Consider the following 25,512-nt stretch of genomic DNA (forward strand, 5'->3'; position numbering starts at 1 on the left):
CATCGTCGACAGCATTCCTGGACAGCCAGTCACCTTGTCCCGTCCGAATTCGGCTACATCGGCACAGCCTTCACCGACCCAACCGGCAAATCATCTCCCCTCGAAAACAGGGCTGCGGCCCTTGCCCGGGCAAGTGCAGCACATGCCGGCGTCATCCCGGAAAAGCGAAGCGCAGAGCCGGGCCTGCTCGCAGGGCAATTTGTTGAACCGGTCGGAAATTGGTCGGCGGCGTTTCTGCAAGTCATCCGCTCTCTGGAAATGAGTGGGTCCAGGCACTCCCTCCGGTCGGCCGGGGTGACGCCAGCAAGTGCGGCAAATGTCCGGCCGACTGCGATGGCCCTGCCTTCGAATGCACCGGTCACGACAGGCAACCGGACCTGAAAAACAGGACATTCCGCCCGCAATGTCACCATGACCGGATGCCCGATACGACCGCTCCGCCCGAAACTCCCCCTCAGCCCTAACCGCACAAAACCCGTATTCAAGGTGACCGATTAAAATTTGTTCCATAGCTCAAAATTGGAGCAGGTGACCGGAATCGCCCACCATCCGGGATATTTCCGGCAAAGCCAGACTTTAGAATAAAATAATAATTTCAATACTTTAGTATAACGCCCAAGCCGGCAGAAGCCCCCCGACCCCGAACGCAAAACCCTCCCGGCCCCGGCCACTTCTGCCGTCGGCTGCCGCATTTTCAGGGCTTGCGCCGGACCAATTCCCCCTTGATACTGAGACCAATAAAGATTGGTTCACGATACGGTACGGCATGATTGAAGCGGAAAAGCCCTCACAGCGGAACTCGAGCCTGGCGCTCGAGCGCCTCAGGATCATCGTCGACCAGCTCACCGCCGAAGGCACCGAGCAGGTGCCGACCGAGCGCGAGCTTTCGGAGACCATCGGCGTCGGCCGCCGGGCGGTGCGGCGGGCGCTGGAAGTGCTGGAAACGGAAGGCAAGATCTGGCGGCGGCAGGGAGCCGGGACATTCATTGGCCCCGAGCCCGCCCAGCCGGAAAAGCAGATCCTCGCTCTCAACGAGAATTCCAACATGCTGGAGGTGATGGAAGTCCGGCTGCAGATCGAGCCGGTGCTGGCCCGGCTGGCCGCCCTGCGCGCCACTCCGGCGGACATCGCCGCCATGCGCGACGTTGCCGGCCGCCTCGCCGAGGCCGAGGACATGGACGGACGGGAACTGTGGGACGGCGCGCTGCACCGGGCCATCGCACGGGCCGCCAACAACACCCTGTTCCTGGCGCTGTTCGATGTGGTCGACCGGGTTCGCCAGGATGCCGCCTGGCGCCATGTGCGCGAGGCACTCAGGACCGATGACGCGATGACCCTCTACAAATCCCAGCATGTCGACATCATCGGCGCCATCGAGACCCGCGACCCGATCTCGGCGGAAAAGGCCATGCGCGGCCACCTTCTGGCCCTTCAGCAGCGCCTTCTCTTCCAGAGCGCGACAGAGGTGGGCGATGACGAAGGCCACTGAAGCGCAGGGGGCGCCAGTCCTCGGCGTCGACAATCTTGCGCTGCGCTTCAAGGGCGCCCCCGCCAACATCATCGACGGCATTTCGTTTCAGGTCCATCCGGGCGAGACCCTGTGCATCGTCGGCGAAAGCGGTTGCGGCAAGTCGGTCACCGCCCTGTCGCTGATGGGCCTGCTGCCGCGCGCGCTCGCGCAGGTCATGTCCGGCACGGCCATGTTCGGCGATCGCGATCTGCTGACCCTGCCCGAACGCGCCATGGCGGACCTGCGCGGCAACACCATCTCGATGATCTTCCAGGAACCGATGACGTCGCTCAATCCGTCCTACCGGATCGGCCACCAGATCGCCGAGGTCGTGCTGCGCCACAGGAAAGCGACACGGGCCGAGGCCAGGCAGCGTGCACTCGACATGCTGGACCGGGTCAAGATCCCCGCCGCCTCCAGCCGTCTGGACGACTATCCCCATGAACTCTCCGGCGGCATGCGCCAGCGCGTCATGATCGCCATGGCCCTTGCCAACGACCCGGCGGTGCTGATTGCCGATGAGCCGACCACCGCGCTGGACGTCACCATCCAGGCCCAGATCATCGACCTGATCGAGGAGCTGCAGAAAGAGACCGGCACCGCGCTCGTCATGATCACCCATGACCTCGGCGTGGTGGCGGAAGTCGCCGACAGGGTCTGCGTCATGTATGCCGGCCGTATCGTCGAGGACGGTCCCGTGGAAGCCATCTTCGACGATCCTCAGCACCCCTATACCATCGGCCTGATGAGCTCGGTGCCCTCGGTCGGCCCGCGCACGGGCCGGCTGACGACCATCGGCGGCATGGTGCCGACCATCGACAAGATGCCGGACGGCTGCCGCTTCACGCCCCGCTGCCCGTTCGCGCAACCGGCCTGCGAAGCCGCGTCGCCGCCTTTGACCGAACTCGGTCCCTCGCACCGGGCCGCATGCCACTATGCGCCGCTGGAAACCGCCTTCGCCGAGCCTGCATCTGCGGAGACCGGATCATGACGGTCCTGAGGCCCCCGACCGCCGAGCGGATCATCGAGACCCGTGCGCTCACCAAGCGGTTCACCAGCAGCAAGGGCCTGTTCGGCGGCACCGTCTCCGTCAGCGCCGTCAATGACGTTGCCCTGGACATTCGGCGCGGCGAGACTTTCTCCATTGTCGGGGAAAGCGGCTGCGGCAAGTCCACCCTGGCGCGCCTGCTGGTGCGGTTGCTGCCGGCGTCCGAAGGCGCGGTGCTCTACGAGGGCAACGACATTTCCGAGCTGTCGGAGCTGGAAATGCGGCGCCTGCGCAAGGATCTCCAGTTCGTCTTCCAGGACCCGTTTTCCTCGCTCAATCCGCGCATGACCGTCGGCGCGCTGATCGAGGAGCCGATCAAGGTCCACACCCGGCTTTCACGGTCCGAACGCCGCCGGAAGGTCGCGGATCTTCTGAAGAAGGTCGGCCTGCGCCCGGCTTTCGCCAACCGCTACCCGCACGAGTTTTCCGGCGGTCAGCGCCAGCGCATCGGCATCGCCCGGGCCCTTGCCAGCGGACCCAAGGTGATTGTCGGCGACGAGCCCGTGTCCGCGCTCGATGTCTCCGTGCAGGCCCAGGTGATCAACCTTCTGGAAGACCTGAAGGCCGAATTCGACCTGACCCTGATCCTGATTGCCCATGACCTCGCGGTCATCCGGCACATGAGTGACCGCATCGCCGTGATGTATCTGGGCGAGATCGTCGAACTGGCGCCCAACGACGCCTTGTATGACAAGCCGCTGCATCCCTATACACAGGCCTTGATGCGGGCGATCCCGATCGCCTCGCCCCATGGCCGGTCCATGGACGTATCGCTGACCGGCGACGTGCCCTCGCCGCTCGCGCCCCCGTCCGGCTGCCGCTTTCATCCCCGCTGCCCGCATGCGAGCGATGTGTGCACCACCACCAGGCCCCCGCTGGCGGAGGCCGGTGCACGCATGGTCGCCTGCCATCACTGGGAGAAAATCTCCGCGAGTTCCCCGGACACCGTCCGGGAACCGCCAAGGAGTGCAGACGCGGAAAAGCGCTTCGCGCTGTTTCGCGAAAAAAGTCAACGACAAGAGCCGACCACGGCCGGAACAACTGAAAAACAAACTTTCCGAGAGGTGTGACAACAATGCGTAAGCAATTCCTGGCAGCCCTGCTGCTCAGCGCGACAACCCTGGCAACGGCGGCCCAGGCCGCCGACCTGCGTATCGGCCTTCAGGACGATGCCGACGTGCTCGATCCGGATCAGTCCCGGACCTTCGTCGGCCGGATCGTCTATGCGTCGATGTGCGACAAGCTGGTCGACATCACGCCGGACCTTGAAATCGTTCCCCAGCTGGCCACTGGCTGGAGCTGGTCCGACGACGGCAAGGTCCTGACCATGGACCTGCGCGACGGCGTGACCTTCCACGACGGCACCCCGTTCGACGCCGAGGCCGTGAAGGCCAATATCGAGCGTTCGAAAACAATGCCGGAGAGCCGCCGCAAGAGCGAGGTCAAGTCCATCGAGAGCGTCGATGTCTCCGGCCCGCTGCAGGTCAAGTTCAACCTGACGGCACCCGATGCGACGCTGCTGGCCCAGTTCGCCGACCGCTCCGGCATGATGATGTCCCCGACCGCGGCTGCCGCCGCCGGCGTGGACTTCGGCGCCAATCCGGTCTGTTCCGGCCCGTTCAAGTTCGTCGAGCGCGTTCAGCAGGACCGCATCGTGCTGGGCAAATACGACGGCTACTGGAACGCCGATGCCATCAACTTCGACACGGTGACCTTCCTGCCGATCCCGGACACCACCGTGCGCCTTGCCAACCTGCGCTCCGGCGACCTGGACATGCTGGAGCGGCTGGCGGCCACCGACGTCGCCTCCGTCAAGGGCGATGACGCTCTCTCCTACGCCGAAGCCGTCAGCCTTGGCTATCAGGGCATCACGGTGAACATCAACAACACCGAAAAGGGCGACAATCCATTCGGCAACGATGCAAAGATCCGCCAGGCCTTCAGCCTGTCGCTCGATCGTGACGCGATCAACCAGGTGGTCTTCGAAGGCGCCTTCGCGCCCGGCAACCAGCCCTTCCCGCCGACCAGCCCCTGGTACGACAAGGACTATCCCGTCCCGGCCCGCGACGTGGCCAAGGCCAAGGAGCTGCTGAAGGAAGCAGGCTATGACAGCCTCGATGTGGAAATCCAGGTCGCCAACAACCCGGTCCAGACCCAGATGATGCAGGTCGTCCAGTCCATGGCCGCCGAGGCCGGCTTCAACGTCAAGCTGAAGACGATGGAGTTCGCCAGCCTGCTTGCGGACCAGTCCGCCGGCAACTATCAGGGCAGCCAGGTCGGCTGGTCCGGCCGCGTCGATCCGGACGGCAACATCCACCAGTTCATGACCTGCGAAGGCGGTATCAACGACTCCAAGGTCTGTATTCCGGAAGTGGACAAGCTTCTGGATGAAGCCCGCACGAGCACCGACCTTGCAACGCGCAAGGCCAAATACGATGCCGCGCGCGATATCCTGATCGAGGAACTGCCGATCATCTATCTCTATCATGTGACCTGGATCTGGGCGCTTTCCGACAAGCTGGAAGGCTTCACCCCCTATCCGGACGGCATGATCCGCCTCGAGAACGTCAAGTTCAAGTAAGTCGAACCAACCTCGGATCCCGGCTTTCCGCCGGGGTCCGCTTCAACTCGGGTCGTGCCTGAATGCTGTCCTATATCGCGCGCCGGCTGCTCATCGCCATACCGACGCTCATCCTCGTGTCGATCTTCGTCTTCGTCTTGCAGAAACTGCTGCCCGGCGATCCGGCGCTCGTGCTTGCGGGCGAGGAACGCGATCCCGAGATGCTCGAATTCATTCGCGAGAAATACCGTCTCAACGATCCGATCATCATGCAGTATTTCTACTGGGTGAAAGCTCTGCTGCAGGGAGACCTGGGCATTTCCCTCAGAACCCGCCAGCCGGTGCTGGACCTGATCGGCGACAAGCTGCCGGTCACCATACAGCTTGCGGTAATGGCGATGATCATCGCCTTCGCGATCGGCATCCCGGCGGGCATCCTCTCCGCCGTCAAGAAAGGCACGGCCGTCGATTATGTCGCCAATTTCATTGCGCTGTCCGGCCTGTCGATCCCGAACTTCTGGCTCGGCATCATGCTGATCATGCTGGTCTCGGTAAACCTCGGCTGGCTGCCGGCCTCCGGCTATGTGTCGCCCTTCGAGAATCCGGTGAAATCGTTCCAGACCATGATCATGCCCGCCTTCGTTCTGGGCACCGCGCTTGCCGCCACCTTGATGCGCCACACCCGCTCCGCCATGCTCGGCGTCTTGAAAGCCGATTATGTGCGCACCGCCAGGGCCAAGGGCCTTCTGGAAAAGACCGTCATCCTGAAACACGCTTTCCGCAACGCACTGCTGCCGATCGTCACCCTGAGCGCGCTCCTATTCGGCGAGCTGCTTGCCGGGGCTGTCCTGACCGAGCAGATCTTCACCATTCCCGGCTTCGGCAAGCTGATCGTCGATGCCGTCTTCACCCGCGACTACGCGGTGGTGCAGGGCGTCGTCCTGTGCACCGCCGCAGGATTCATCCTGATGAACCTGATCGCCGATGTTCTGTACTTCCTTCTCAACCCGCGCATGAGGAGCAGCCTGTGAGCGCCGTGACCGCCACCGCCGAAGCTGCGGAAGAGACCGTCAGACCGGAAAACCGTGCCTGGAAGAAGCTGAAGGCCAACCGCAGCGCCCGGTTCGGCCTGATCCTCGTCGCCTTCTTCATCGGCATCGCCCTGGCCGCGCCCATCCTGCCCATCGACGACCCGATCGCCACAAGCTGGAGCGACGTTCGCAAGGCCCCGTCTGCGGCCCACTGGCTGGGCACGGACGAGATCGGCCGGGACATCCTGTCCCGCATGATCTGGGGTGCGCAGGCCTCCCTGCTGGCCGGTGTCGTCTCGGTGGTCATCGCCGTTCTGGTCGGCGTGCCTTTCGGCCTCGTGTCAGGCTATTTTGGCGGCTGGACCGATCAGGCGATTTCGCGGGTCACCGACGCGCTGCTGGCAACGCCTTTCCTCATCCTGGCGATCGCGCTCGCGGCGTTTCTGGGGCCGAGCCTGACCAACGCGATGATCGCCATCGGCCTGTCCGCCGTGCCGATCTTTGTCCGGCTCACGCGCGGACAGGTGCTGGCGGTCAAGACCGAAGACTTCGTGGAGGGCGCGCGCGCCGTCGGGCTGACGCATGTGGCCATCATGGGCCGTTACATTCTGCCCAATGTCCTCGCCCCGATCCTGGTCCAGGCGACACTCACGGTGGCCACCGCGATCATCGCCGAGGCCAGTCTTTCCTTTCTGGGGCTCGGCCAGCAGGCCCCCGCACCCAGCTGGGGATCGATGCTGAATGTCGCCAAGAACTTCATGACCCAGGCGCCCTGGATGGCCTGGTGGCCGGGCGCGGCGATCTTCCTGGTCGTCCTCGGCTTCAACCTGCTCGGCGATGGCCTGCGCGACGCTCTCGACCCGCGCGAGACCTGAAACCGTTATTTCAACCCAAAAGAGTAGATCATGTCGAATTTCACCACCCGCCCCGAAATAACCGGCTCCTTCGGCGTCGTCGCCTCCACCCACTGGATTGCCAGCGCCGTCGGCATGAGCATCCTGGAAAAGGGCGGCAACGCCTTTGACGCGGCGGTCGCCACCGGTCTCGTGCTGCAGGTTCTCGAACCGCATCTCAACGGCCCCGCCGGCGACCTTCCGGTCATCTTCCACGATGCGAAGACCAATGAGACCAAGGTCATTTGCGGCCAGGGGCCGGCCCCTGCAGGGGCGACCATTGCGCACTACAAATCCGAGGGCATGTCCCTCATCCCGGGCAATGGCCTGCTCGCGACCGTCATTCCGGGCGCCTTCGACGGCTGGATGCTGATGCTGCGCGACAGGGGTACGCTCAGCCTGCGCGATGTTCTGGAACCCGCGATCTATTACGCCGAACACGGCCAGCCGACATTGCCGGGCACGGCTTCGACCATCGCCGGCCTCAGTGATTTTTTCGAAAAGGAATGGCCGACCTCCTTTCAGACCTGGCTTCCGGACGGCAAGGCCCCGAAGACGGGAGAGCTGTTCCGCAACCCGGTGCTGGCGCAGACCTGGAAACGTCTGCTTGATGAAGCCGAGGGCAAGAGCGGCCGCGAGCAGCAGGTCGACGCCGCGCGCGACTGCTTCTACCGGGGCTTCATCGCCGAGGAGATCGGCAGCTTTCTTGAAACCGCCGAGGTCATGGACGGCTCTGGCAGCAAGCACAAGGGTATCCTGACACGGGACGATCTGGCCAACTGGCAGGCCACCTACGAAGACCCGCTGACGGACGATTATCACGACTGGACCGTCGCCAAGACAGGCCCCTGGGGCCAGGGCCCGGTTCTGCTGCAGTCACTTGCGCTTCTCAGAGGGATCGACATCGGCGCGATGGACCCGGCCGGGCCGGATTTCGTCCACCACATCACGGAAGCCATGAAGCTCGCCTATGCCGACCGCGAGGTCTATTACGGCGATCCGGACTTCATCGACGTGCCGCTCCAGAAGCTGCTCGGCGAAGACTACAATTCCACCCGCCGCGAGCTGATCTCGGGCAGCGCGTCCTTCGACCTGCGCCCCGGCACCCTGCCCGGTTTCGAGGACCAGGTTGCCCGCAGCATGGCGGTCATCGAGCGGGCCGGGATCGCCGATACCGGGCTCTACGAGCCGACCATGGCACATCTGTCGGAGCGGCGCGGCGACACGGTGCATCTCGACATCATCGACCGCTGGGGCAACATGGTCGCGGCGACGCCGTCCGGCGGCTGGCTGCAATCCTCGCCAATCATTCCCTCCCTCGGTTTCTGCCTCAATTCAAGGGCCCAGATGTACTGGCTGGAAGAAGGGCTCGCCTCGAGCCTGGCGCCGGGCAAGCGTCCACGCACCACGCTGACACCGAGCCTCGCCTTCCACGAAGGCCGGCCGACGCTCGCCTTCGGCACGCCGGGCGGTGACCAGCAGGACCAGTGGCAGCTATCCCTGTTCCTGCGCCTCGTCCATCATGGCCTCAACCTGCAGGAGGCCATCGACCTGCCGCTGTTCCACACCACCCATTTCCCGACCTCCTTCCACCCGCGCCAGCGCCAGCCGGGCCACCTGATGGCGGAAGGCAATTTCAGCGCCGACACGATCAGGGAGCTCAGGGCGCGCGGCCATTCGGTCGAGGTTTCGGGCAACTGGACCATCGGCCGGCTGACCGCCGCCAGACGCGAGGCGGACGGAGTGCTGAAGGCAGGCGCCACACCAAGGCTCATGCAGGCCTACGCCATCGGCCGCTAGCGCGTGTCGCGGCCAACCGGATCGGACGCAGGTCAGATCCGGTTGCCGGTCGACGCGTCGAACAGATGAATGTCCGCCGGCTTCACTTTCAGATCGAGCGGCATGCCGGGCCTGAGGTCTGGATCGGGGGCGAGCCGGGCGGTGATCTCCTGGTCGCCGAGCATGCAGATCGCCATCGTGTCCGAGCCGAGCGGCTCCAGCACATCGACCGTGACCCGGATCATGGCCTCGTCAGTGGGACAGCGGATCAGGTGCTCCGGCCGGACACCGACCAGGATCCGGCGGTCTTCGGCCAGCCGCGTTTGCCCGAGCGGGATCCGCGTCTCGCCGACAAGCGCCGTGCTTTTGCCGTCCACGGCGCCAGTTTCCGCGGCCAGAACGTTCATCTTCGGTGAGCCGATGAACTCGCCGACGAACCGCGTTTCCGGCACCGTATAGACATCCACCGGCGCGCCCTGCTGGATCAGCTCACCGTCCTTGAGGATGACCACACGATCAGCGAGGGTCATCGCCTCCACCTGGTCGTGGGTCACATAGACCATCGTCGTTTTCAACATGCTGTGCAGGCGCTTGATCTGGGTGCGCATGTCGACACGCAGCTTGGCATCGAGATTGGACAGCGGTTCGTCGAACAGGAACACCTTCGGTCGCCGCACGATCGCCCGGCCCATGGCGACACGCTGGCGCTGACCGCCCGAAAGCTGTCCCGGCTTCCTGTCCAGAAGCTGGGTGATCTGCAGAATGTCGGCGGCCTCCTCGACCTGGCGCCGCCGCTCCCCGGCGGACATGCCGCGCATCTTCAGGCCGAAACCGATGTTGTCGGCAACGGACATATGCGGATAAAGCGCGTAGTCCTGGAACACCATGGCGATGTCGCGATGCTTCGGCTCGAGGTCATTGACCACCCGGCCGTCGATTTTCAGCGTGCCGCCGGAAATTTCCTCAAGACCCGCGATCATCCGCAGCAACGTGCTCTTGCCGCACCCCGACGGACCGACGAAGGCCACGAACTCGCCGTCCCTGACATCCAGGTCGATGCCCTTGACCGCACGAAAAGATCCGTAATTCTTGACGATTTTCTCTAGCTCGATAGCGGCCAATTCTGTCCTCCCGCGCCTTTCGGCAGCTCTGCTTCCGGTTCGGTGTTCCCGCCCCGGCATCGGCGGTTTCCCGCTTTTGCCGTCCGGGCTGCCGCCGCGTTGTCCGTTTGCCGCGATGCTTTCGCTTGCGTCATCGCATCATTATCGTTACATTATCGATAACGTTATCGATATTCAAGCGGCAGATCACAGACATGGCGGCGGAAAGCTTCGACACTCAGGAAAACGGCAAATCCGGGCACACCCGGCAGCAGCCGCGCCGCGCCACCAAGCGCAGCCACGCGATCTTCGAGGAACTTCAGAAGGACATCATGCTGGGGCACCTGCCCCCGCGCGCCGCGATCCTGGAACTGCAACTGGCCGACCGCTTCGAATGCAGCCAGAGCACGATTCGCGAAGCGCTGATGTTCCTGCAGACGGATGGTCTGGTGGAGCGTCTGCCCCATCGGGGCACCTTCGTCGCGGACAGTCGCGGCGAGGATGCCCGCGAACTGATCCTGATCCGTCACGACATCGAGTGCCGGGGCGTGATCCGTGTCCTGAACCACTTCGGTCCGCTTCTGCGCAAGGAACTGGAAGCGGATCTGGACGCCATGCGCCAGGCCGCAAAAGAGGGCGACGAATACCGGCTCTCCCTCCATGACCGGAATTTTCATCTCAATCTCTACAACGCCGCCGACATGCCCAGCGTCAGCCCGATCCTGCGCAGGTGCCTCATTCACAATCACCGCTACAAGATCCTGAATTCCGAACCGAACCGGGGTCTTGTGGAGACCGCCGAACGCCATGTGGCGATCCTGGACGCCCTCGCCGCCGGCGACGAGAAACAAGCGATCGAGGCCCTGTCCCGCCACATCACCACGATCGTGGATTTCGGGCCGAGCATTCTCGCCGTCGATGCGGACACGGGTCCAGAGAAATTGGCGCCAGAGAAATCGGGATCGGCGAAATGATGTCCGCGACCCTGCCTATGCCCCTGCCCTCGGACGCGGACCTGATCCCGACACAGCGGATGCAATGGATCCTCGAGCGCCTCGCCAGGGAAGATGCCGGCCTCGGCGATCCGACGCTTCTGCCCGCGCGGCAAGGCCGCGAGCTGGCCGAACGGACCAATCTTCGCTGGAACAGCGACCTTCCCGATCTGTCCGTCACGGAATTTGCCGTGACCGCCGCCGAGGGACACTCGATCCCCTGCCGCCTGCTCAGCCCCGAAAAGGCCGACGGCCTGATCCTGTTCGTTCACGGCGGCGGCTGGGCCTTTTGCGGCATGACAACCCATGAACGGTCCGCGCGGCTGCTGGCCCTGGAGGCCGGTGCTCATGTGCTGACCTTCGACTACCGGCTTGCGCCCGAAGCCCCCCACCCCGCCGGCCTGATGGATTGCCGGACGGTCTGGACTGCCGTCACGGCCGGACGGTCGGAGCTGGCCGGGTGTTCGGGACCTCGAGCCCTGGCCGGAGACAGCGCCGGCGCCAATCTCGCGCTCGCCCTGCTGCTCATGATTCAGCAACAGCAATTGCCCGCTCCGGACGCCGCGCTTCTGTTTTATGGCGTCTATGACGCGGACTTCGAAACCGCGTCCTATCTCGGCCAGAAGGACGGCCCCGGCCTGACACGTGCCAAGATGATGCGCTACTGGGACTGGTACGCCGCCGATCCGGCCGACCGGAGCCGGCCGCTGGTGTCCCCGTTTCAGGCAACGGACGACGCCTTGCGCAAACTGCCGCCGATGTTCTTCAACGCGGCGGCCATCGACCCCCTTCGCTCGGATACGGAAAATCTGGTTGGTCGGCTACGCAGCCTGGGCCGGACCGATCCCTACACCCTTTATCCGGGCGTGGTTCACGGCTTCATGCAGATGAGCCTTGAATTGCCGGAGGCCCGCAAGGCTGCGGCGGAAGCCGGGAGGGCTTTCCGCGAACTCACAGGGTCTTGAGCAAAAACAGAAATAAAGTGGAGGAAACAATGTCAAAACTCATTTCGGCCGCGTTCGCGGCAGGACTTCTTGCCGGAACGGCGGTCGCCCAGGCGGACGAAACCGTCCGTTTCTGGTATCACTTCGACAATGCCGACAATCCCATGTCGGAACTGGTCGCCAAGTTCGAACAGGCAAATCCCGGCATCAAGATCGAAGCCGAGAACATTCCGTGGAACTCCTATTACGACAATCTCTACACCTCGATTGTCGCCGGCAATGCGCCGGACGCCGCGATGGTCAAGATGTTCGCCCAGCCGCGCCTGGTCGAAATGGGCGCACTGGAACCGATCGGCGCGCGGATCGACGCCTGGGACGGCAAGGCCGACCTGCAGGACAATCTCCTGAACCTCACCAGGGCCTCCGACGGCCAGACCTATTACCTGCCGGTTCAATATGTGGTGCTCTATCTCTACTACCGGCAGGACATGCTCGAAGAGCTCGGCCTCGATGTGCCGAAGACCTGCGACGACTTCCGCGATGTCGCCATGAAGCTCACCCGCGACACCGATGGCGACGGCCAGCTTGATGTCTACGGCTTCGGCTTCAGGGGCGGCAAGGGCGGTCATGATCACTGGGGCAGTCTGGTGCTCTCGCGCGGTGTCGATTTCTCCGCCGGAAGCCTGACCGGTGATGCCGGCGTTGCCGGAACCCAGTGGGTCGTGGACCTGTTCGAAAAGGACAAGGTGTTCCCGCCGTCCGCGCCCAATGACGGCTTCAAGGAAGTCACCGGCGCGTTCAAGGCCGGCAAGACCGCGATGACGATCCACCACATCGGCTCGTCCAACGGCATGGTCGAGGCGCTTGGAAACGCGGTGTCCGCAACGACCGTTCCGGAATGCGGCGGCGGTCACTGGACGTCCTTCGGCGATGAATCCACGGCTGTCTTCTCCACGGCGGAAAACAAGGACGCCGCCTGGAAATGGATTTCCTTCCTGTCGACCGCCGGCAACAACGCCGAGTTCAACAAGGCAACCGGCCAGTTGCCTGTCACCAAAACGGACTCCGAAGGCTGGACACTGCACGAGAAACGCTTCGTCGATGCGACGGTCCAGTCGCTGCCCTTCGCCAACCTGCTGCCGAACACGCCGGAAACTTCGGACTTCGTCAACACGGTCTGGCCGGTGAACATGCAGCGCGCCCTGACGGGCGAGATCACCGCGGAGCAAATGAACGCCGAAATCGACAAGCTCTACAATCCCTGAGTCCTCCCTGGGCGGTCGTTGGCGGGCACGTTGTCCGGCAACGACCGTCCCCTTTTCCAACCGACACAAACAGCACTTGCCTGAAAACGGCAGACGAAAGACTTGAACTGCGTGCGGGAGACACCTCCCGCACCGAATGGAAATTCAACCATGCCCACCATCGACGAAGCGGCGGTCCAACCCGGATCCAGACCGCCAGGCCGGGCGGCCCTTGCGCGCAAGGTGCTCCCCTATGCCCTGCTCTCGCCCGCAGTCCTCGTGACACTGGCCATCGTGTTCTTTCCGATGATCCAGGCCGCCTGGATGAGCCTGCACGACTACATTCTCTGGAAACCGAAGGACTTCACCTTTGTCGGGCTGAAGAACTTCGCGGCCGCCCTCCAGGATGAGGTCTTCTGGATTTCGCTCAGGCATACGGTCATCTGGATTGCCGTGACCATCCCCGCCCAGCTTCTGCTCGGCCTCGCCACGGCCCTGCTGCTCAATCAGAAATTCCCCTGGCGGCCCCTCGCACGGGCGCTGATCATCATTCCCTGGGCGCTGCCGAGCGTGGTCATCGCGCTGATGTGGGTGTGGATTTACGATGCCAATTACGGCATCCTCAACGAGTTCCTGTTGCGGCTGGGCCTGATCAAGGCCTCGGTCCCCTGGCTCGCCGACCCCGACACCGCTCTCTACGCCATCATCCTGACGCTGACCTGGCAGGGCTTTCCGTTCTTCGCGGTGATGATCCTGGCCGGCCTGCAATCGATCCCGAGCAGCTATTACGAAGCGGCTTCCCTGGACGGCGCCGGCCCGCTGCGCCAGTTCTGGCACATCACCCTGCCGGGCATTTCCGGCGTGCTGATCACCGCCGTCCTGCTCAGGACGATCTGGGTCGCCAACTCGATCGACGTGATCTACGTCATGACCGGCGGCGGACCCGGCTATGCCACCTACACCCTGCCGCTCTACGCCTTCATCAAGGCGCGCACCAATCTGGACTTCGGCTACGGCTCGTCCCTCGCCGTCCTGTTCACGCTGATGCTGCTCGGACTGGTGATCGTCTATCTTCGCCGCGCAGGGAGGTCCGTTGACTGATGGTTGGACGCAAATCCCTGTTGCGGCGGCTGTTGACCGTCGATCTGCCGATGCTGCTCATCCTGGCCTTCACACTCGGGCCGTACCTCTGGATGCTGCTGACCTCTCTGACATCGGAAAGCCGCCTGTTCACCGAAGGCCCGAGCCTGATCGGGGCGACCCTTGAAAACTACATCCGGCTGTTTGCCACCGTCGGCTTTCTGACCAACCTGATCCACTCGTTCATCATCGCGGGCGGCACCGTCGTGGTCGGCCTCACCTTGAGCGTGACCGCCGCCTATTCCTTCTCCCGCTTCTCGTTCCGGGGCAAACGCTACCTGTTGCTGCAGTTCCTGATCATCAACATGTTCCCGGTGGTGCTGCTGATCCTGCCGCTGTTCGTGATGATGCGCGTTCTGGGCATTCTCGACACTCACCTGGCGCTCATCATCGCCAATGCCACGGTCGCGATTCCCTTCTCCGTGTGGATGATGACCAGCTACATGAACGGCATCCCGAAAAGCCTGGACGAGGCGGCGATGACCGACGGCTGCAGCCGGCTCGGCGCACTCTGGCGCGTGGTGCTGCCGCTGTGCACGCCGGGCATCATCGCCACCGGCATCTACATCTTCATCACCGCGTGGAACGAATATCTCTACGCCCTCACCCTGGGCGGGCGGAATGTCCGTCCGATCACCGTCGCCATCCAGACGCTCATCGGCGAATACGAGGTCGAATGGGGTCTGCTGACCTCCGGCGGCATCATCGGCGCCATGCCCGCGACCCTCCTGTTCCTGATCGTCCAGAAACGCCTGATCAGCGGCCTGACACAGGGCGCGGTCAAGGGATGACAATGAAAAGGCAATTGAAAGTGAACAACCCAGTCGGCATCATTTCCATGCAATTCGTGCGGCCCTTCAGCCGCGCCGATCTGGGTCTCTTCCGGCACATTCGCGACCTTGGCTTCGATTTCGTCGAACTGCTGGTTCCCGAGCCCGACGATGACCTGGACCTGAGCGAAACCGCGGCGGCCCTGCGGGACGCGGATCTTGGCGTCGTGCTGGCCGCCAGGGTCAATCTGCAGCGCTCGATCGCCAGCGGCGACGCGGCGTGCCGTCAGGGCGGCATTGACTATCTGAAACGCTGCGTCGAAGTTGCAGCAACGCTCGGAGCCCGGATCATCGGCGGCCCGCTTTATGGCGAGCCGATGGTGTTCGCGGGCCGCCCGCCGGTCCCCTGGTCGGACGATGACATCAGGGCGCGCGCGGACAGGACGATCGAAGGCCTCGCCGCCGTGGCGCCGGGTGCCGCCGACGCCGGCTGTGTGTTCGCGCTGGAAGCCCTGAACAGGTTCGAGACCGACATCGTCTCCACCACGCGGCAGGCGATCGAGGTCTGCGACGCGGTCGACAATCCGGGCCTCGGGATCGTGCTCGACACGTTCCACATGAACATGGAGGAACGCTCCATCCCCGACGCGATCCGGGCCGCCGGGTCGCGGGTCGTGCATTTCCAGGCCAATGAAAACCATCGCGGCTTCCCCGGCACGGGCCACCTCGACTGGCCCGCGATCATGAAGGCGCTGGCCGACATCGGCTATGACGGCCCCGTGTCTCTGGAACCCTTCCGCAGGGACGACGACCGGGTCGGCCTGCCCATCGCCCACTGGCGCGCCCCGCGCGAGGACGAAACCGGAAAACTGCAGGCAGGCCTGGCCCTGATCCGCTCCTGCCTTGCCATGGCGGAGAGCGCCCAATGACCCTGAACATCGGATGGATCGGCTGCGGCCGCCACGCCACCCAGATGCTGATGCCCCAGCTCGGCCGCAACGGCATCAACATCGCCGCCGTCTGCGACGTCAACAAGGAGGCGGCCGCGAACGCCGCCTGGCAATATGGCGCCGATGCCGTCTACACGGATTACCGCGAGCTGATTGCCCACAAGGGCCTCGATGCCATCGGCATGGCCGTCGGGCCGGATCTCCATCACGTCGCCTCCATCGCTGCCCTGGAGCACGGTTTGCCGGTGTTTCTTGAAAAGCCGCCGGCGAAGGACACCGCAGCGGCAAGAGAGATCGCGGCCGCTTCCGAGCGCACCGGCAAGCCCGTTCTGGTCGGTTTCATGAAGCGCTATTCCACCGGAAACCGGATGGCCGGCAATGTCCTGCGCAAGGGGGATTTCGGCCAGGTCCTGGGCATCACCGGCAGCTACATGACCGCGCCGACCTATTTCGCCGGCGAGGTCGACTATACCGGTTTCTACCTGCACCACTGCGTCCACTACATGGATCTCATCCCCTGGTTCGCAGGCAGCGATTTCAGCGACATGGCGCTACGCAAGATCGAGCCGAAGCCGGGCCTTCTGCTGTTCCATCTCAATTTCGAATGCGTCAACGGGGTTATCGGCACCATCGTCATGGGCACCGTCCAGTCCCGGGGCACGCCGATGGAATCCATCCAGATCATGGGCGATCATATACGCTTGGAAGTCGACAACATAATCAACGTCGCCTGCTACCGCGACCCGCCGTTCAAGGCGGACGACCCGGATGCGACCCTGTCGGACACATCGGACACCCTGTCCTGGACGCCGAATTTCACGGCTGCCGCCAACGAGGACCACAAGGGCTACCATGCCCTGATCACCGACGTCGCCGCCGCCTTCCGGCAGGAAAAATCGTCAGCCCCGGACATCCATGACGGCGTGCGCGCGATGGCAAACCTGGAACGGATGGTCGGCTTGATTTGAGCTGATCTGATCTGAGCCGGGCAGATCGGCCCCGGCGCATTCCACACCAGCCGCCACCCGGCCCGCTCAGGGCCCGGTGGCGGCTGGTGGAAGTTCGGCAGGTGCCTGCTCAGACCTGCGGCATCTTGAAGAACGAGGCCGGGGTCAGGATCGTGTTGACCTGACCGACCAGGTAGCCTGCGTCCGAACTCAATTTGAGATATTCCTGCCACTTGGGATCGGCCGCCAGTGCAGCCCGTTTCGCCGCCCTGTCGGCCGCGTCCTCATAGACCCAGACATGCACGTAGGAATTGACGTTGCCCGTCTCGACCGCGCCGTAAAGAATGGGTTGCCCGAGATGTTTGGACTGGGTTGCCCAGCCGCTTTCCTCATAGAGCTTCATGTGCTTGCGGATCGTGCCGGGACGGCAGGTGTATGTGCGGTGATCGAAGATCATTGTTGTGTCTCCCTGGAGGAATTGAAGCCTGTCAGAAGCCTGAGCAGTTCGGCTGAAGAGTAGATGAGCATCACCGCCCCGGAGAGCGGGATGGTGATGTAGAACAGGGCGGTCGGCAGCCCCAGAATGGGCGTCAGGGCTTTCGCGCTGCGCGTCAGGTCGGCGCCATATGCCGTCATCACGACCAGAAAACAGATCGCGAGCAGCGTTGTCACCAGACGCAGGATCCGCGCCGGAATCGCAGGAAGGGACCGCTCCAGCCAGTCGACCTGGAAATGGTCCCTTTCCCGCCAGAGGGCGGCGGCCCCGATAAAGACCATCCACGCGAACAGCCCCTGGACGATTTCATCGAACCAGGAGAACCCGGCGAGCTGAAATGTTCGCGCGATCACGTTGGTCAGCAGCAGCAGGAACAATGCAGCCAGGCAACAAACGGGAATTGCACGCAATATGAACCCGGTGATCCTGTCGATAGTTGCAAGCATGGCTAGTTTCCGAGCAGGAGGTTGGGAAGCCAGGTCGACACGGCCGGAAAGGCGATGACGGCCAGAAGCACGACACAGAGCCCCGCAAGATAGGGAAGCAGGGCTTTCGACAGACGTCCGACGCTCAGTTTTGCGATCGAGGACACGGCGAACAGCACCATGCCCACCGGCGGTGTCAGCAAGCCGACCATGGAACACATGATCATGATGACCCCGAACTGTACCGGATCCACGCCGATCTGGGTCATCACCGGGTAGAACAGCGGCACCGTCAGGACAATGACCGCGATCCCTTCCAGGAACATCCCCAGCACCAGCAGGATCGCAACCACGATGGCCATGATGACGACCGGGTTGTCGGAAAATCCGATCAGGCTGCTGACCAGCTGATTTGGGACACGCTGATGGATTAGCAGCCAGCCGAAGAACCCGGCCGCCGCAATCACGAACATCACGCGGATCGTATGCTGGAGCGTTTCCCAGAGGATGCCCGGCAGGTCCCGGACCGTGATTTCCCTGTAGACGAACATCGACAGGATCAGGGCATAGGCACTTGCCGCGACGCCTGCCTCGGTGGGCGTTACGATCCCTCCGAAAATGCCGGCGATGATGATGACCGGCGTCAGCAGCGACAGGGCCGCGCCGAGGAAACTGCGGCCGATTTCCAGCCAGTCGATGCGGTGGCGTTTCGGCATGCCCCTGCGATGGGCGATGACCCAGACCGACGCCATCAGCGCAAGGGCCATGAGAACGCCGGGCACGACGCCTGCCAGAAACAGCTTGGCAACCGAGACACCGGTGATCGAGGAATAGAGAACGAAGGGGATCGAGGGCGGGAACACCGGCCCGATGGTTGAAGAGGCAGCCGTGATCGCGGCCGAGAATTCGGGATCGTAGCCCTTGTCCGCCATGGCCTTCAGTTCGACCTGGCCCAGACCCGCCGCGTCGGCGACGGCAGCGCCGGACATGCCGGAAAAGAACAGCGAGGCCAGAACGTTCACCTGTCCGAGCCCGCCACGCACATGGCCCACGCACGCATCGGCGAACCGGAAGATCCGCTCTGTTATGCCGCCGGTGTTCATCAGGTTGCCGGCCAGGATGAAAAACGGAATGGCCAAAAGGGTGAACCCGGTGGTTGCCGAGAACATGCGCTGCGGCACCATCGCCAGGATGCGGAAATCGCCCTGCAGGGCATAGAAGCCGACGGCGGTCAGTCCCAGCGACACGGCAACGGGAAGCCCGATGGCGATCAGGGTGACCAGAGCGGCCAGTATCAGGAAGGTTGTCATGTGATGTCCCGGGCGTGCTGCCCCGTGAAAGTCACGGGGCAGCGAACCAGTGCGTTAATCGAGGAAACTGAGGAAGGTGTTCATGTTGTCCGCACCGCTGTATTCCGCCACACGCTCACGGGCAGACCCCATCTTGGCGGCGAATTTCGAGTGATCCGGACGCGTCACCTTCATGCCCTTGGCTTCCAGCGCCGCGATTTCCTCTTCTTCCTGCGCAATCACGGCAGCGCGCATCATGTCTCCGGCCGCCTTGCTTTCCTCGCGCAGAATCTGCTGCTGCTCCGCCGTCAGGCTTTCGAAGGCGTCCTTGTTGATGACATGCACCATCGAATTGTAGACGTGCCTGGTCAGTGCCAGATGCTCCTGAAAATCGTTCAGCTTGTAGTGGTAGATGACGCCGATCGGATTTTCCTGGCCGTCAACCACACCCTGGTTCAGGGCATTCGGCAATTCGGGAAAGGCGATCTGGGTCGTTGCCGCGCCGAGACCTTCCAGGGCGGCGACGATCTGCAGCTCGGGCGGTGTGCGCAGCTTCAGCCCGACCACATCGTCCGGGCTTTCAATGGGACGAACCGAGTTGGTTATGTTCCTGAAGCCGTATTCCCAGTTGGAGAGCATGACAAGACCCTGCTCCTCGAGTTTGGGAGCCGCCCATTCCATGAAGGGTCCGTCCAGGACCTCGTGAGCATTCTCGTAGGACGAGAAGGCGAACGGCGTCATGACCGTGCCGAAGGCCTTTTCGTATTTGTCCAGCCCGCCCTGCGTGGGCAGGTTCATTTCGATCGCACCCAGAATGGTCTGTTCGAGTTGCTCCGGAGGTGCGCCGAGCTCATTGGCGGGGTAAAGCTCCACTTCGATCGCGCCGCCGGTGCGCTCCTTGACGTTTTCCGCGAATTGGACCGCCGCCAGATGGCCGGGATGGCTCTCCGCCGCAAAATGCGCCAGACGCATGGTAACGTCCTGGGCCATGGCCGCCGAGGCCATTGCAAGCCCGGTTACGGTAGCAAGTAATGTGGATCTGAGCATCTTTGGTTCCTCCCGTTTGATGCAAATGTAACCACCCCCGACGTCTTCCCTCGCCGTGGGGTGGGATCAGTTGTCCGTCTTCGGCGGAAGCGCGGCTTCCACGCCTGAAAACTCCTCGTATGGCTTGATGACGGCGGTACAGCCCTCGTCCGCGTGCCCCATGATGGAGGCCAGCGCGTAGGTCTGGTGGATGGACTGTGCCATGAAGCCGGGCATGCCGGCCGACTCGAGCCATTCCGCGTAGTAGCGAACGTCTTTCTGGGCGTTCGCCAGCGACATGTGTGGCGTGAAATCCCGGCGCAGGGTCATCTCGCCATAAAGGTCCATCATGCCCGACTTGCCTCCGGCAGCGGAGATGATGCCGATGACCTTTGTCATGTCGAGGCCCTCCTTCGCGGCAAGCGCGAAGCCCTCGCAGAAGCTCGCGACGTTGGCGAACGCGATGTAGTTGTGAATGAGTTTCAGGCGGATCGCGTGACCCGCCGGCCCGACATGGAAAATGTTTTCCGCATAGGTATCGAAGATCGGTCGCAGGCGGTCCAGAAGCGCCTCGCTCCCGCCGAACAGGATATTGACCTCGCCCCGATCCGCATGGATCGGCGTGCGGGTCATCGGAGCCTCGACATAGTCGATGCCGTGATCCTCGCAGGCTTGCCGCATCACATCGACATGCTCGACGGAAACGGTGGTGTGATCGAGAAAGATACTGCCGGGCTTCATCGCCGCCAGGAGACCGTTCGGACCCAGGGCAAGTGCCTGCACCGCTTCCGCGGTGGTGATGCAGACCGCCAGGACGTCCGCATTCCTGGCCATATCCACTGGCGAGGCCCCGGCCTTGGCGCCCTGGGACACCGCCAGGGCAACGGCGCCCGCATCCAGATCGGCAACCGTGAGATCCAATCCCGCCAGCAACATGTTCTTGGCGAGCCCCCGGCCCATGCCACCCAGTCCGATCAGTGCGATACGTGTCGCGGTCATCCGCTTCTCCCTGTTGTTAATCGCAAGAAAACATAAAATCAGTTGTCAGACAACCTGTTTTCTGTTTTATTATTATTGTTGATGGCCACCGGCTCGAATTGTACTAGGTTGATGTAGGCCTACCGGAGCACAGGAATGAACGAGAACTCACCCCTTTTTGACCGCATAGACCGGCCCCGCAGGCTGCCGGACGAAGTCGCGGTCTCGATCAGCAAAGCCATCGACAGCGGACAATTGCAGCCCGGAGACCGGCTTCCGACCGAGGCGGAACTATCCCAGCGGTTCGGCGTCGCCCGAACGGTGGTGCGGGAAGCAATTTCGTTTCTGCGCTACAACGGCGTTGTCGATTCCAGGCGGGGTGTTGGCGCGTTCGTTGCGGATCCGAGCAAGCGGTCGGCCTTTCGCATAAGCCCCGCCTGTTTTGAGAAACGAAAACAGATCATCCAGCTTCTGCAATTGCGCACCGGGGTTCAGGCGGGAGCGTCCGCGATCGCGGCGGAGTCCCGCAGCGAAGACCAGATGAAGGAAATCGAGGACATCTTCAGAAAAATGGAAGCCGCCGACCTGCTGGGGCCCGAGACGGCCCTGGAGGAGCGGGTTGACCTGGAGTTGCTCCTGTATCGGACCATCACTGAGGCCTCGGGCAATCCCTACTATGTGGATGTCGTCGCAATGATCGAGACCAACATTCAGGACAACCTTCGCTCCGCATTCCTGAAGAACGCCGCCGCATCCGAATTCGGCGCGGAAATTTTGGACGAACATCGCGCTGTTGTCGACGCCCTGGCCAAAAAGGATGCCGAAGCAGCCCGACTTGCCACGCGCAGGCGTTTCGAGCGGGCTGCCGAACGGCTGGCCGCCCGGGAAGACTTCGCCTGAAAAACTCTTGAGGTGAAATTGTGAGTGAACTGTCAACGCGCCATGGCGGCGCGCTTCTCGTCGATTGTCTTGTTGCCCAGGAAGTCGAGCGCGTCTTCTGCATTCCCGGCGAGAGTTTCCTTGCGGCCCTGGACGGTCTCCGGGATTCCCGGATCGACGTGGTCGTCGCGCGCCAGGAAGGCGGAGCGGCCATCATGGCGGAGGCCGTCGGAAAACTGACCGGCAAACCGGGCGTCGCCTTTGTGACACGCGGCCCGGGTGCGACAAATGCAAGCGCCGGCGTCCATATCGCGTTTCAGGATTCAACACCGATGGTCCTCTTCGTCGGCCAGGTGGCAAGCGACCAGCGCGACCGTGAAGCCTTCCAGGAAGTCGACTACAGGGCGATGTTCGGCCCGCTGGCGAAATGGGTTGGGGAAATCGATCGCGCGGACCGCATTCCCGAATATGTTTCCCACGCGTTCCATGTCGCCCAGTCCGGGCGTCCGGGTCCGGTGGTTCTCGCCCTTCCCGAGGACATGCTGTCCGGCCCGGCCCAGGGTCAGGCGGCCCCCGCCGCGGTGTTGCCCTCCGGCAAGGCCGCTCAGGAAGACATTCAGGAAGTGATCGACCGGCTCAGACGTGCCCGGAACCCGATGGTCATTGTCGGCGGCGGAGGCTGGTCCGCAGAGGCCTGCGACGCGCTCGCCAAATTCGCGGATGATCTCGACCTGCCGGTGGGCGCTTCGTTCCGCTGCCAGGATTATCTGGACAACCGGCATCCGAATTATGTCGGTGATGTCGGTATCGGCATCAATCCGGCCCTTGCCCAAAGGGTTCGCGAGGCGGATGTCGTGCTGGCGCTCGGGGCCCGGCTGGGCGAAATGACCACGTCCGGATACACGTTGCTGAAATCGCCGGTGCCGGAACAGAGCCTTCTTCATGTCCACGCCGACCCGTCCGAGATCGGCAGGGTCTACCGGCCCGACCTTGCCGTTGTCGCCCAACCCGGCGCCGCCTGCATCCAGTTGGCTCAGGCATCCTCGAGATCGCTCAGGCGTCCGGAGCGCGTCCTTGCGCGGGCCGCCTATGACGCATGGCAGGAATTGCAGGAAACGCCGGGTGCCTTGAAAATGGAAAGGGTGATCGGCCACCTAAACACGGTGCTCCCGGATGACGCCATCCTGGCGAACGGCGCTGGAAACTATTCCGCCTGGCTGCACAGATACTACCGGTATCGCGGTTGGCGCACCCAACTGGCACCGACATCGGGGTCGATGGGCTATGGCCTGCCGGCGTCCATCGCCGCGAAACTTCAGCATTCCGAGCGCGACGTGATCTGCCTGGCCGGAGACGGCTGTTTCCAGATGGTCAGCCAGGAGTTCGGCACCGCCTGCGAGCAGGGCGCCAACGTCGTTGTCCTCATCAGCGACAATGGCATGTACGGCACCATTCGCATGCACCAGCAACGGCACTATCCCCGGCGCCCCTCGGGAACGAAACTGACCAATCCCGACTTTGCCGCCCTGGCAAGAAGTTATGGCGGTCTGGGGCTCACGGTCTCTGCGGATGCGGAGTTTCCGGATGCCCTGGAACAGGCGCGACAGGCGTCCGTGCCCAGCATCCTTCATCTGAAGCTCGACCCGAGGGCACTGTCGCCGAGACTTGAGCTGGAGGACGCCGGCTGAGCCGATGCGGATACGGGCGCAGTGACCAGTGAAACCGAAATGGGGAGCGCCGCAAACCTGTCCGTCAGGAATCCCCGAGTTTCCTTGCCGCCAGATGCCGGATCCGTTCGGGCTGCGGATGATGGTCCGCCTTCTCGCTCATGCGGGCCCAGAGGGCCGCTTGCAGGGTGTCCCCTGTCAGCGTCATGAAATCATGCGCCCGCACCGCCGGGTCTTCGGAAACAAGAAGCCCGTCACGGGCCGCGCACCAGGCTTCCAGGTGTTTTTCCAGCTCTGGAAAGGCCGCAGCGTGTAGCGCGCACTCCGCCCGCAGGAACCGCTCCAGCGCCGCGCCGCCCCCTTTCGGGATCAGCCTGGTTGACAGCGTGCGTTCGTGGATCCCGTTCGCCCCTTCGTAGATCGCGGTGATGCGGGCGTCACGGTAGCATTGCTCCAGGTGATATTCCTTCAGATAGCCGTAACCGCCGAGCACCTGCATGCCCAATTCCGTGGCGCGCATGCCCGCTTCCGTGCACCAGACCTTGGCGACCGGCTTCAGAACTTCGGCAAGATCCGGATCGGTGCCCGCCTCGATCGCCACCAGCGTCAGATGCGCCAGCGCCCGCCCGCCCAACGCCAGGGCGTCGATCTCGTCGAGCATGCGCTTAACGTCCGCGTGCCGGTCGAGCGTCACCGGCTGTCCGTCCGCACCGCGGCCCTGGATCCGCTCCCCCGCGTAGCTTCGCGCGATATCAGCGGCCCGGGCAGCATGGGCGACGCCCTGCAGGGCGACATCGACGCGGGCGTGGTTCATGATCGTGAACATCGCTTTCAGCCCCAGACCCGGTTCGCCGATCAGCTCCGCGTCTGCCCCGTCAAACAACAGCTGGCAGGTCGGCGAGGCATGCAGCCCCATTTTTTCCTCGATACGGGTGACCGCGACCGCGTTGCGGCTGCCATCCGTCCGCGTGCACGGGCACAGGAACAGCGACAGGCCCTTGATGCCGTCATCGGAGGTGCGCGCCAGCACCAGATGGTGGATCCTCGCGCTCATGTCCTGATCGCCGCCGGAAATGAAGATCTTCTCGCCCGTCAGGGACCAGCCATCGCCGGAAGATACCGCGCGGCAGCGGATACGCCCGAGATCCGAGCCCGCTTCCGGTTCCGTCAGGCACATGGTCGCCAGCGCCGTTCCGGACGCGAAGTCCGGCAGATAGCGTTTTTGCTGGTCCGTGGTGCCGAAGGCCAGCAGCGTGCCGGTGGCGCCCGGCACCAGCCCGGTCACCATCTGCAGGCTGTGGTTGGCGCCGGAAAAGATCTCCGACGTGATCGCAAGAACGGTCGCATCCAGCCCCTGCCCGCCAAAGTCCTCGGGCACCGTCAGCCCCGGCCAGCCTTGCTCCGCATAGGCCTTATAGCCATCGCCGAACCCGTCCGGCATGCGCACCCGGCCGTTTTCCAGCCGGCAGCCCTGGCGATCGCCCGGCTCGTTGAGCGGAGCAAGCTGCTCTTCGGCGAAGGCCGCGAAATGCCCGCCGATCTCCGATGCCAGCTCAAGGTCCCACTGCGGCAGGCAAGACGCGCCGGCAACATGCTCCAGAGAGAACAGGATGTCGTCGAGGGGAGCTGCGAACGGTTTCATGCGTGACTGCCTTTCATGTTGCGTGTGGCGCGCCGAGCGCCGACTTCGCCATGTCCTTCCCCCCTCATCCCGAGCAGGGCCGGCGGCCCGGCTCGAAGGATGCCGACGCCATTTATATAACTCCGCCGTCCCGGCCCCGAGCCGGGACCTCCTGCAAACCGGCTGCAACCCCGGACCTGGCCCCGGCGCGAAGGCCGGGGCG

The 25,512-nt window shown here is 63.5% G+C and carries 23 protein-coding genes; 16 read left to right on the plus strand and 7 right to left on the minus strand.

The features are described 5' to 3' along the window. The first annotated feature begins 766 nt into the window (after positions 1–766). From WNZ15_RS09300 to WNZ15_RS09330, 7 genes are all read left to right on the plus strand, one after another. Positions 767–1,489 carry an FCD domain-containing protein gene (locus WNZ15_RS09300; protein WP_342892690.1) on the plus strand — a complete coding sequence of 241 codons (723 nt, stop codon included), beginning with the start codon at positions 767–769 and terminating at the stop codon, positions 1,487–1,489. Beyond that, positions 1,473–2,501 carry an ABC transporter ATP-binding protein gene (locus tag WNZ15_RS09305; RefSeq protein ID WP_342892691.1) on the plus strand — a complete coding sequence of 343 codons (1,029 nt, stop codon included), beginning with the start codon at positions 1,473–1,475 and terminating at the stop codon, positions 2,499–2,501. The genes WNZ15_RS09300 and WNZ15_RS09305 overlap by 17 nt, the downstream gene beginning before the upstream one ends. Further along, complete coding sequence (locus tag WNZ15_RS09310; RefSeq protein WP_342892692.1) at positions 2,498–3,628, plus strand: dipeptide ABC transporter ATP-binding protein; 1,131 nt, start codon at positions 2,498–2,500, stop codon at positions 3,626–3,628. Before WNZ15_RS09305 ends, WNZ15_RS09310 begins: the two co-directional genes overlap by 4 nt. 5 nt (positions 3,629–3,633) lie before the next feature. Then, positions 3,634–5,139: an ABC transporter substrate-binding protein gene (locus tag WNZ15_RS09315; RefSeq protein ID WP_342892693.1), complete on the plus strand. Its 1,506-nt coding sequence runs from the start codon at positions 3,634–3,636 to the stop codon at positions 5,137–5,139. A gap of 62 nt (positions 5,140–5,201) precedes the next feature. After that, the gene (locus WNZ15_RS09320; protein ID WP_342892694.1) at positions 5,202–6,149 is read left to right on the plus strand and encodes an ABC transporter permease; all 948 of its coding nucleotides are present in this window, start codon (positions 5,202–5,204) and stop codon (positions 6,147–6,149) included. Then, positions 6,146–7,024 (plus strand): ABC transporter permease, encoded by an 879-nt coding sequence (locus WNZ15_RS09325; protein ID WP_342892695.1) that lies wholly within the window; start codon positions 6,146–6,148, stop codon positions 7,022–7,024. Before WNZ15_RS09320 ends, WNZ15_RS09325 begins: the two co-directional genes overlap by 4 nt. Before the next feature lie 30 nt (positions 7,025–7,054). Beyond that, the gene (locus WNZ15_RS09330; RefSeq protein WP_342892696.1) at positions 7,055–8,842 is read left to right on the plus strand and encodes a gamma-glutamyltransferase family protein; all 1,788 of its coding nucleotides are present in this window, start codon (positions 7,055–7,057) and stop codon (positions 8,840–8,842) included. Between the two features lie 32 nt (positions 8,843–8,874). Here WNZ15_RS09330 and ugpC read toward each other — a convergent pair whose 3' ends face one another. Further along, complete coding sequence (ugpC, locus tag WNZ15_RS09335) at positions 8,875–9,942, minus strand: sn-glycerol-3-phosphate ABC transporter ATP-binding protein UgpC (RefSeq protein WP_342892697.1); 1,068 nt, start codon at positions 9,940–9,942, stop codon at positions 8,875–8,877. A gap of 194 nt (positions 9,943–10,136) precedes the next feature. Between ugpC and WNZ15_RS09340 the strand changes: the two genes are divergently transcribed. From WNZ15_RS09340 to WNZ15_RS09370, 7 genes are all read left to right on the plus strand, one after another. Then, complete coding sequence (locus WNZ15_RS09340) at positions 10,137–10,895, plus strand: GntR family transcriptional regulator (protein ID WP_342892698.1); 759 nt, start codon at positions 10,137–10,139, stop codon at positions 10,893–10,895. Beyond that, entirely contained in the window at positions 10,892–11,878 is a 987-nt protein-coding gene (locus WNZ15_RS09345; RefSeq protein ID WP_342892699.1) for an alpha/beta hydrolase, read from the plus strand. Before WNZ15_RS09340 ends, WNZ15_RS09345 begins: the two co-directional genes overlap by 4 nt. Before the next feature lie 29 nt (positions 11,879–11,907). Continuing rightward, positions 11,908–13,122: a sugar ABC transporter substrate-binding protein gene (locus tag WNZ15_RS09350; RefSeq protein WP_342892700.1), complete on the plus strand. Its 1,215-nt coding sequence runs from the start codon at positions 11,908–11,910 to the stop codon at positions 13,120–13,122. A gap of 150 nt (positions 13,123–13,272) precedes the next feature. Further along, positions 13,273–14,202, plus strand: coding sequence for a sugar ABC transporter permease (locus tag WNZ15_RS09355; protein ID WP_342892701.1), 930 nt, complete (start codon positions 13,273–13,275; stop codon positions 14,200–14,202). Beyond that, entirely contained in the window at positions 14,199–15,032 is an 834-nt protein-coding gene (locus tag WNZ15_RS09360) for a carbohydrate ABC transporter permease (protein WP_342893193.1), read from the plus strand. The genes WNZ15_RS09355 and WNZ15_RS09360 overlap by 4 nt, the downstream gene beginning before the upstream one ends. Before the next feature lie 20 nt (positions 15,033–15,052). Beyond that, a complete protein-coding gene (locus WNZ15_RS09365) occupies positions 15,053–15,940 on the plus strand; it encodes a sugar phosphate isomerase/epimerase family protein (RefSeq protein WP_342892702.1) in 888 nt (295 codons plus the stop codon). Beyond that, on the plus strand, positions 15,937–16,929 hold the full coding sequence (locus WNZ15_RS09370) for a Gfo/Idh/MocA family oxidoreductase (RefSeq protein WP_342892703.1): 993 nt from the start codon (positions 15,937–15,939) through the stop codon (positions 16,927–16,929). Before WNZ15_RS09365 ends, WNZ15_RS09370 begins: the two co-directional genes overlap by 4 nt. Positions 16,930–17,038: 109 nt before the next feature. On the opposite strand, the gene WNZ15_RS09375 is transcribed toward WNZ15_RS09370, so the two are convergent. From WNZ15_RS09375 to WNZ15_RS09395, 5 genes are all read right to left on the minus strand, one after another. Continuing rightward, positions 17,039–17,365, minus strand: coding sequence for an NIPSNAP family protein (locus WNZ15_RS09375; protein ID WP_342892704.1), 327 nt, complete (start codon positions 17,363–17,365; stop codon positions 17,039–17,041). Beyond that, positions 17,362–17,850, minus strand: a complete 489-nt coding sequence (locus WNZ15_RS09380; protein WP_342892705.1) for a TRAP transporter small permease subunit — start codon at positions 17,848–17,850, stop codon at positions 17,362–17,364. Before WNZ15_RS09380 ends, WNZ15_RS09375 begins: the two co-directional genes overlap by 4 nt. A gap of 2 nt (positions 17,851–17,852) precedes the next feature. Then, positions 17,853–19,139: a TRAP transporter large permease gene (locus tag WNZ15_RS09385; protein ID WP_342892706.1), complete on the minus strand. Its 1,287-nt coding sequence runs from the start codon at positions 19,137–19,139 to the stop codon at positions 17,853–17,855. A 54-nt stretch (positions 19,140–19,193) separates the two neighbouring features. Beyond that, positions 19,194–20,165 (minus strand): TRAP transporter substrate-binding protein, encoded by a 972-nt coding sequence (locus tag WNZ15_RS09390; protein WP_342892707.1) that lies wholly within the window; start codon positions 20,163–20,165, stop codon positions 19,194–19,196. 66 nt (positions 20,166–20,231) lie between these two features. Beyond that, positions 20,232–21,143 carry an NAD(P)-dependent oxidoreductase gene (locus tag WNZ15_RS09395; protein ID WP_342892708.1) on the minus strand — a complete coding sequence of 304 codons (912 nt, stop codon included), beginning with the start codon at positions 21,141–21,143 and terminating at the stop codon, positions 20,232–20,234. 135 nt (positions 21,144–21,278) lie between these two features. Between WNZ15_RS09395 and WNZ15_RS09400 the strand changes: the two genes are divergently transcribed. Both WNZ15_RS09400 and WNZ15_RS09405 read left to right on the plus strand, forming a co-directional pair. Then, entirely contained in the window at positions 21,279–22,022 is a 744-nt protein-coding gene (locus WNZ15_RS09400) for a FadR/GntR family transcriptional regulator (protein ID WP_342892709.1), read from the plus strand. Positions 22,023–22,042: 20 nt separating this feature from the next. Next, positions 22,043–23,689: a thiamine pyrophosphate-binding protein gene (locus tag WNZ15_RS09405; RefSeq protein WP_342892710.1), complete on the plus strand. Its 1,647-nt coding sequence runs from the start codon at positions 22,043–22,045 to the stop codon at positions 23,687–23,689. 64 nt (positions 23,690–23,753) lie between these two features. Here the strand turns inward: WNZ15_RS09405 and WNZ15_RS09410 are convergent, their stop codons facing one another. Next, the gene (locus WNZ15_RS09410) at positions 23,754–25,310 is read right to left on the minus strand and encodes an acyl-CoA dehydrogenase family protein (protein WP_342892711.1); all 1,557 of its coding nucleotides are present in this window, start codon (positions 25,308–25,310) and stop codon (positions 23,754–23,756) included. Between the last annotated feature and the right edge of the window lie 202 nt (positions 25,311–25,512).

Source organism: Roseibium sp. AS2 (assembly GCF_038900065.1).
GTDB lineage: Bacteria > Pseudomonadota > Alphaproteobacteria > Rhizobiales > Stappiaceae > Roseibium.

What these genes read in the sequence shown, in the direction of transcription:
- WNZ15_RS09300 (WP_342892690.1), top strand. Translation starts at nt 767, where the DNA reads ATGATTGAAGCGGAAAAGCCCTCACAGCGGAACTCGAGCCTGGCGCTC.
- WNZ15_RS09305 (WP_342892691.1), top strand. Translation starts at nt 1,473, where the DNA reads ATGACGAAGGCCACTGAAGCGCAGGGGGCGCCAGTCCTCGGCGTCGAC.
- WNZ15_RS09310 (WP_342892692.1), top strand. Translation starts at nt 2,498, where the DNA reads ATGACGGTCCTGAGGCCCCCGACCGCCGAGCGGATCATCGAGACCCGT.
- WNZ15_RS09315 (WP_342892693.1), top strand. Translation starts at nt 3,634, where the DNA reads ATGCGTAAGCAATTCCTGGCAGCCCTGCTGCTCAGCGCGACAACCCTG.
- WNZ15_RS09320 (WP_342892694.1), top strand. Translation starts at nt 5,202, where the DNA reads ATGCTGTCCTATATCGCGCGCCGGCTGCTCATCGCCATACCGACGCTC.
- WNZ15_RS09330 (WP_342892696.1), top strand. Translation starts at nt 7,055, where the DNA reads ATGTCGAATTTCACCACCCGCCCCGAAATAACCGGCTCCTTCGGCGTC.
- WNZ15_RS09340 (WP_342892698.1), top strand. Translation starts at nt 10,137, where the DNA reads ATGGCGGCGGAAAGCTTCGACACTCAGGAAAACGGCAAATCCGGGCAC.
- WNZ15_RS09345 (WP_342892699.1), top strand. Translation starts at nt 10,892, where the DNA reads ATGATGTCCGCGACCCTGCCTATGCCCCTGCCCTCGGACGCGGACCTG.
- WNZ15_RS09350 (WP_342892700.1), top strand. Translation starts at nt 11,908, where the DNA reads ATGTCAAAACTCATTTCGGCCGCGTTCGCGGCAGGACTTCTTGCCGGA.
- WNZ15_RS09355 (WP_342892701.1), top strand. Translation starts at nt 13,273, where the DNA reads ATGCCCACCATCGACGAAGCGGCGGTCCAACCCGGATCCAGACCGCCA.
- WNZ15_RS09370 (WP_342892703.1), top strand. Translation starts at nt 15,937, where the DNA reads ATGACCCTGAACATCGGATGGATCGGCTGCGGCCGCCACGCCACCCAG.
- WNZ15_RS09375 (WP_342892704.1), bottom strand. Translation starts at nt 17,365, where the DNA reads ATGATCTTCGATCACCGCACATACACCTGCCGTCCCGGCACGATCCGC.
- WNZ15_RS09380 (WP_342892705.1), bottom strand. Translation starts at nt 17,850, where the DNA reads ATGCTTGCAACTATCGACAGGATCACCGGGTTCATATTGCGTGCAATT.
- WNZ15_RS09385 (WP_342892706.1), bottom strand. Translation starts at nt 19,139, where the DNA reads ATGACAACCTTCCTGATACTGGCCGCTCTGGTCACCCTGATCGCCATC.
- WNZ15_RS09390 (WP_342892707.1), bottom strand. Translation starts at nt 20,165, where the DNA reads ATGCTCAGATCCACATTACTTGCTACCGTAACCGGGCTTGCAATGGCC.
- WNZ15_RS09395 (WP_342892708.1), bottom strand. Translation starts at nt 21,143, where the DNA reads ATGACCGCGACACGTATCGCACTGATCGGACTGGGTGGCATGGGCCGG.
- WNZ15_RS09400 (WP_342892709.1), top strand. Translation starts at nt 21,279, where the DNA reads ATGAACGAGAACTCACCCCTTTTTGACCGCATAGACCGGCCCCGCAGG.
- WNZ15_RS09410 (WP_342892711.1), bottom strand. Translation starts at nt 25,310, where the DNA reads ATGAAACCGTTCGCAGCTCCCCTCGACGACATCCTGTTCTCTCTGGAG.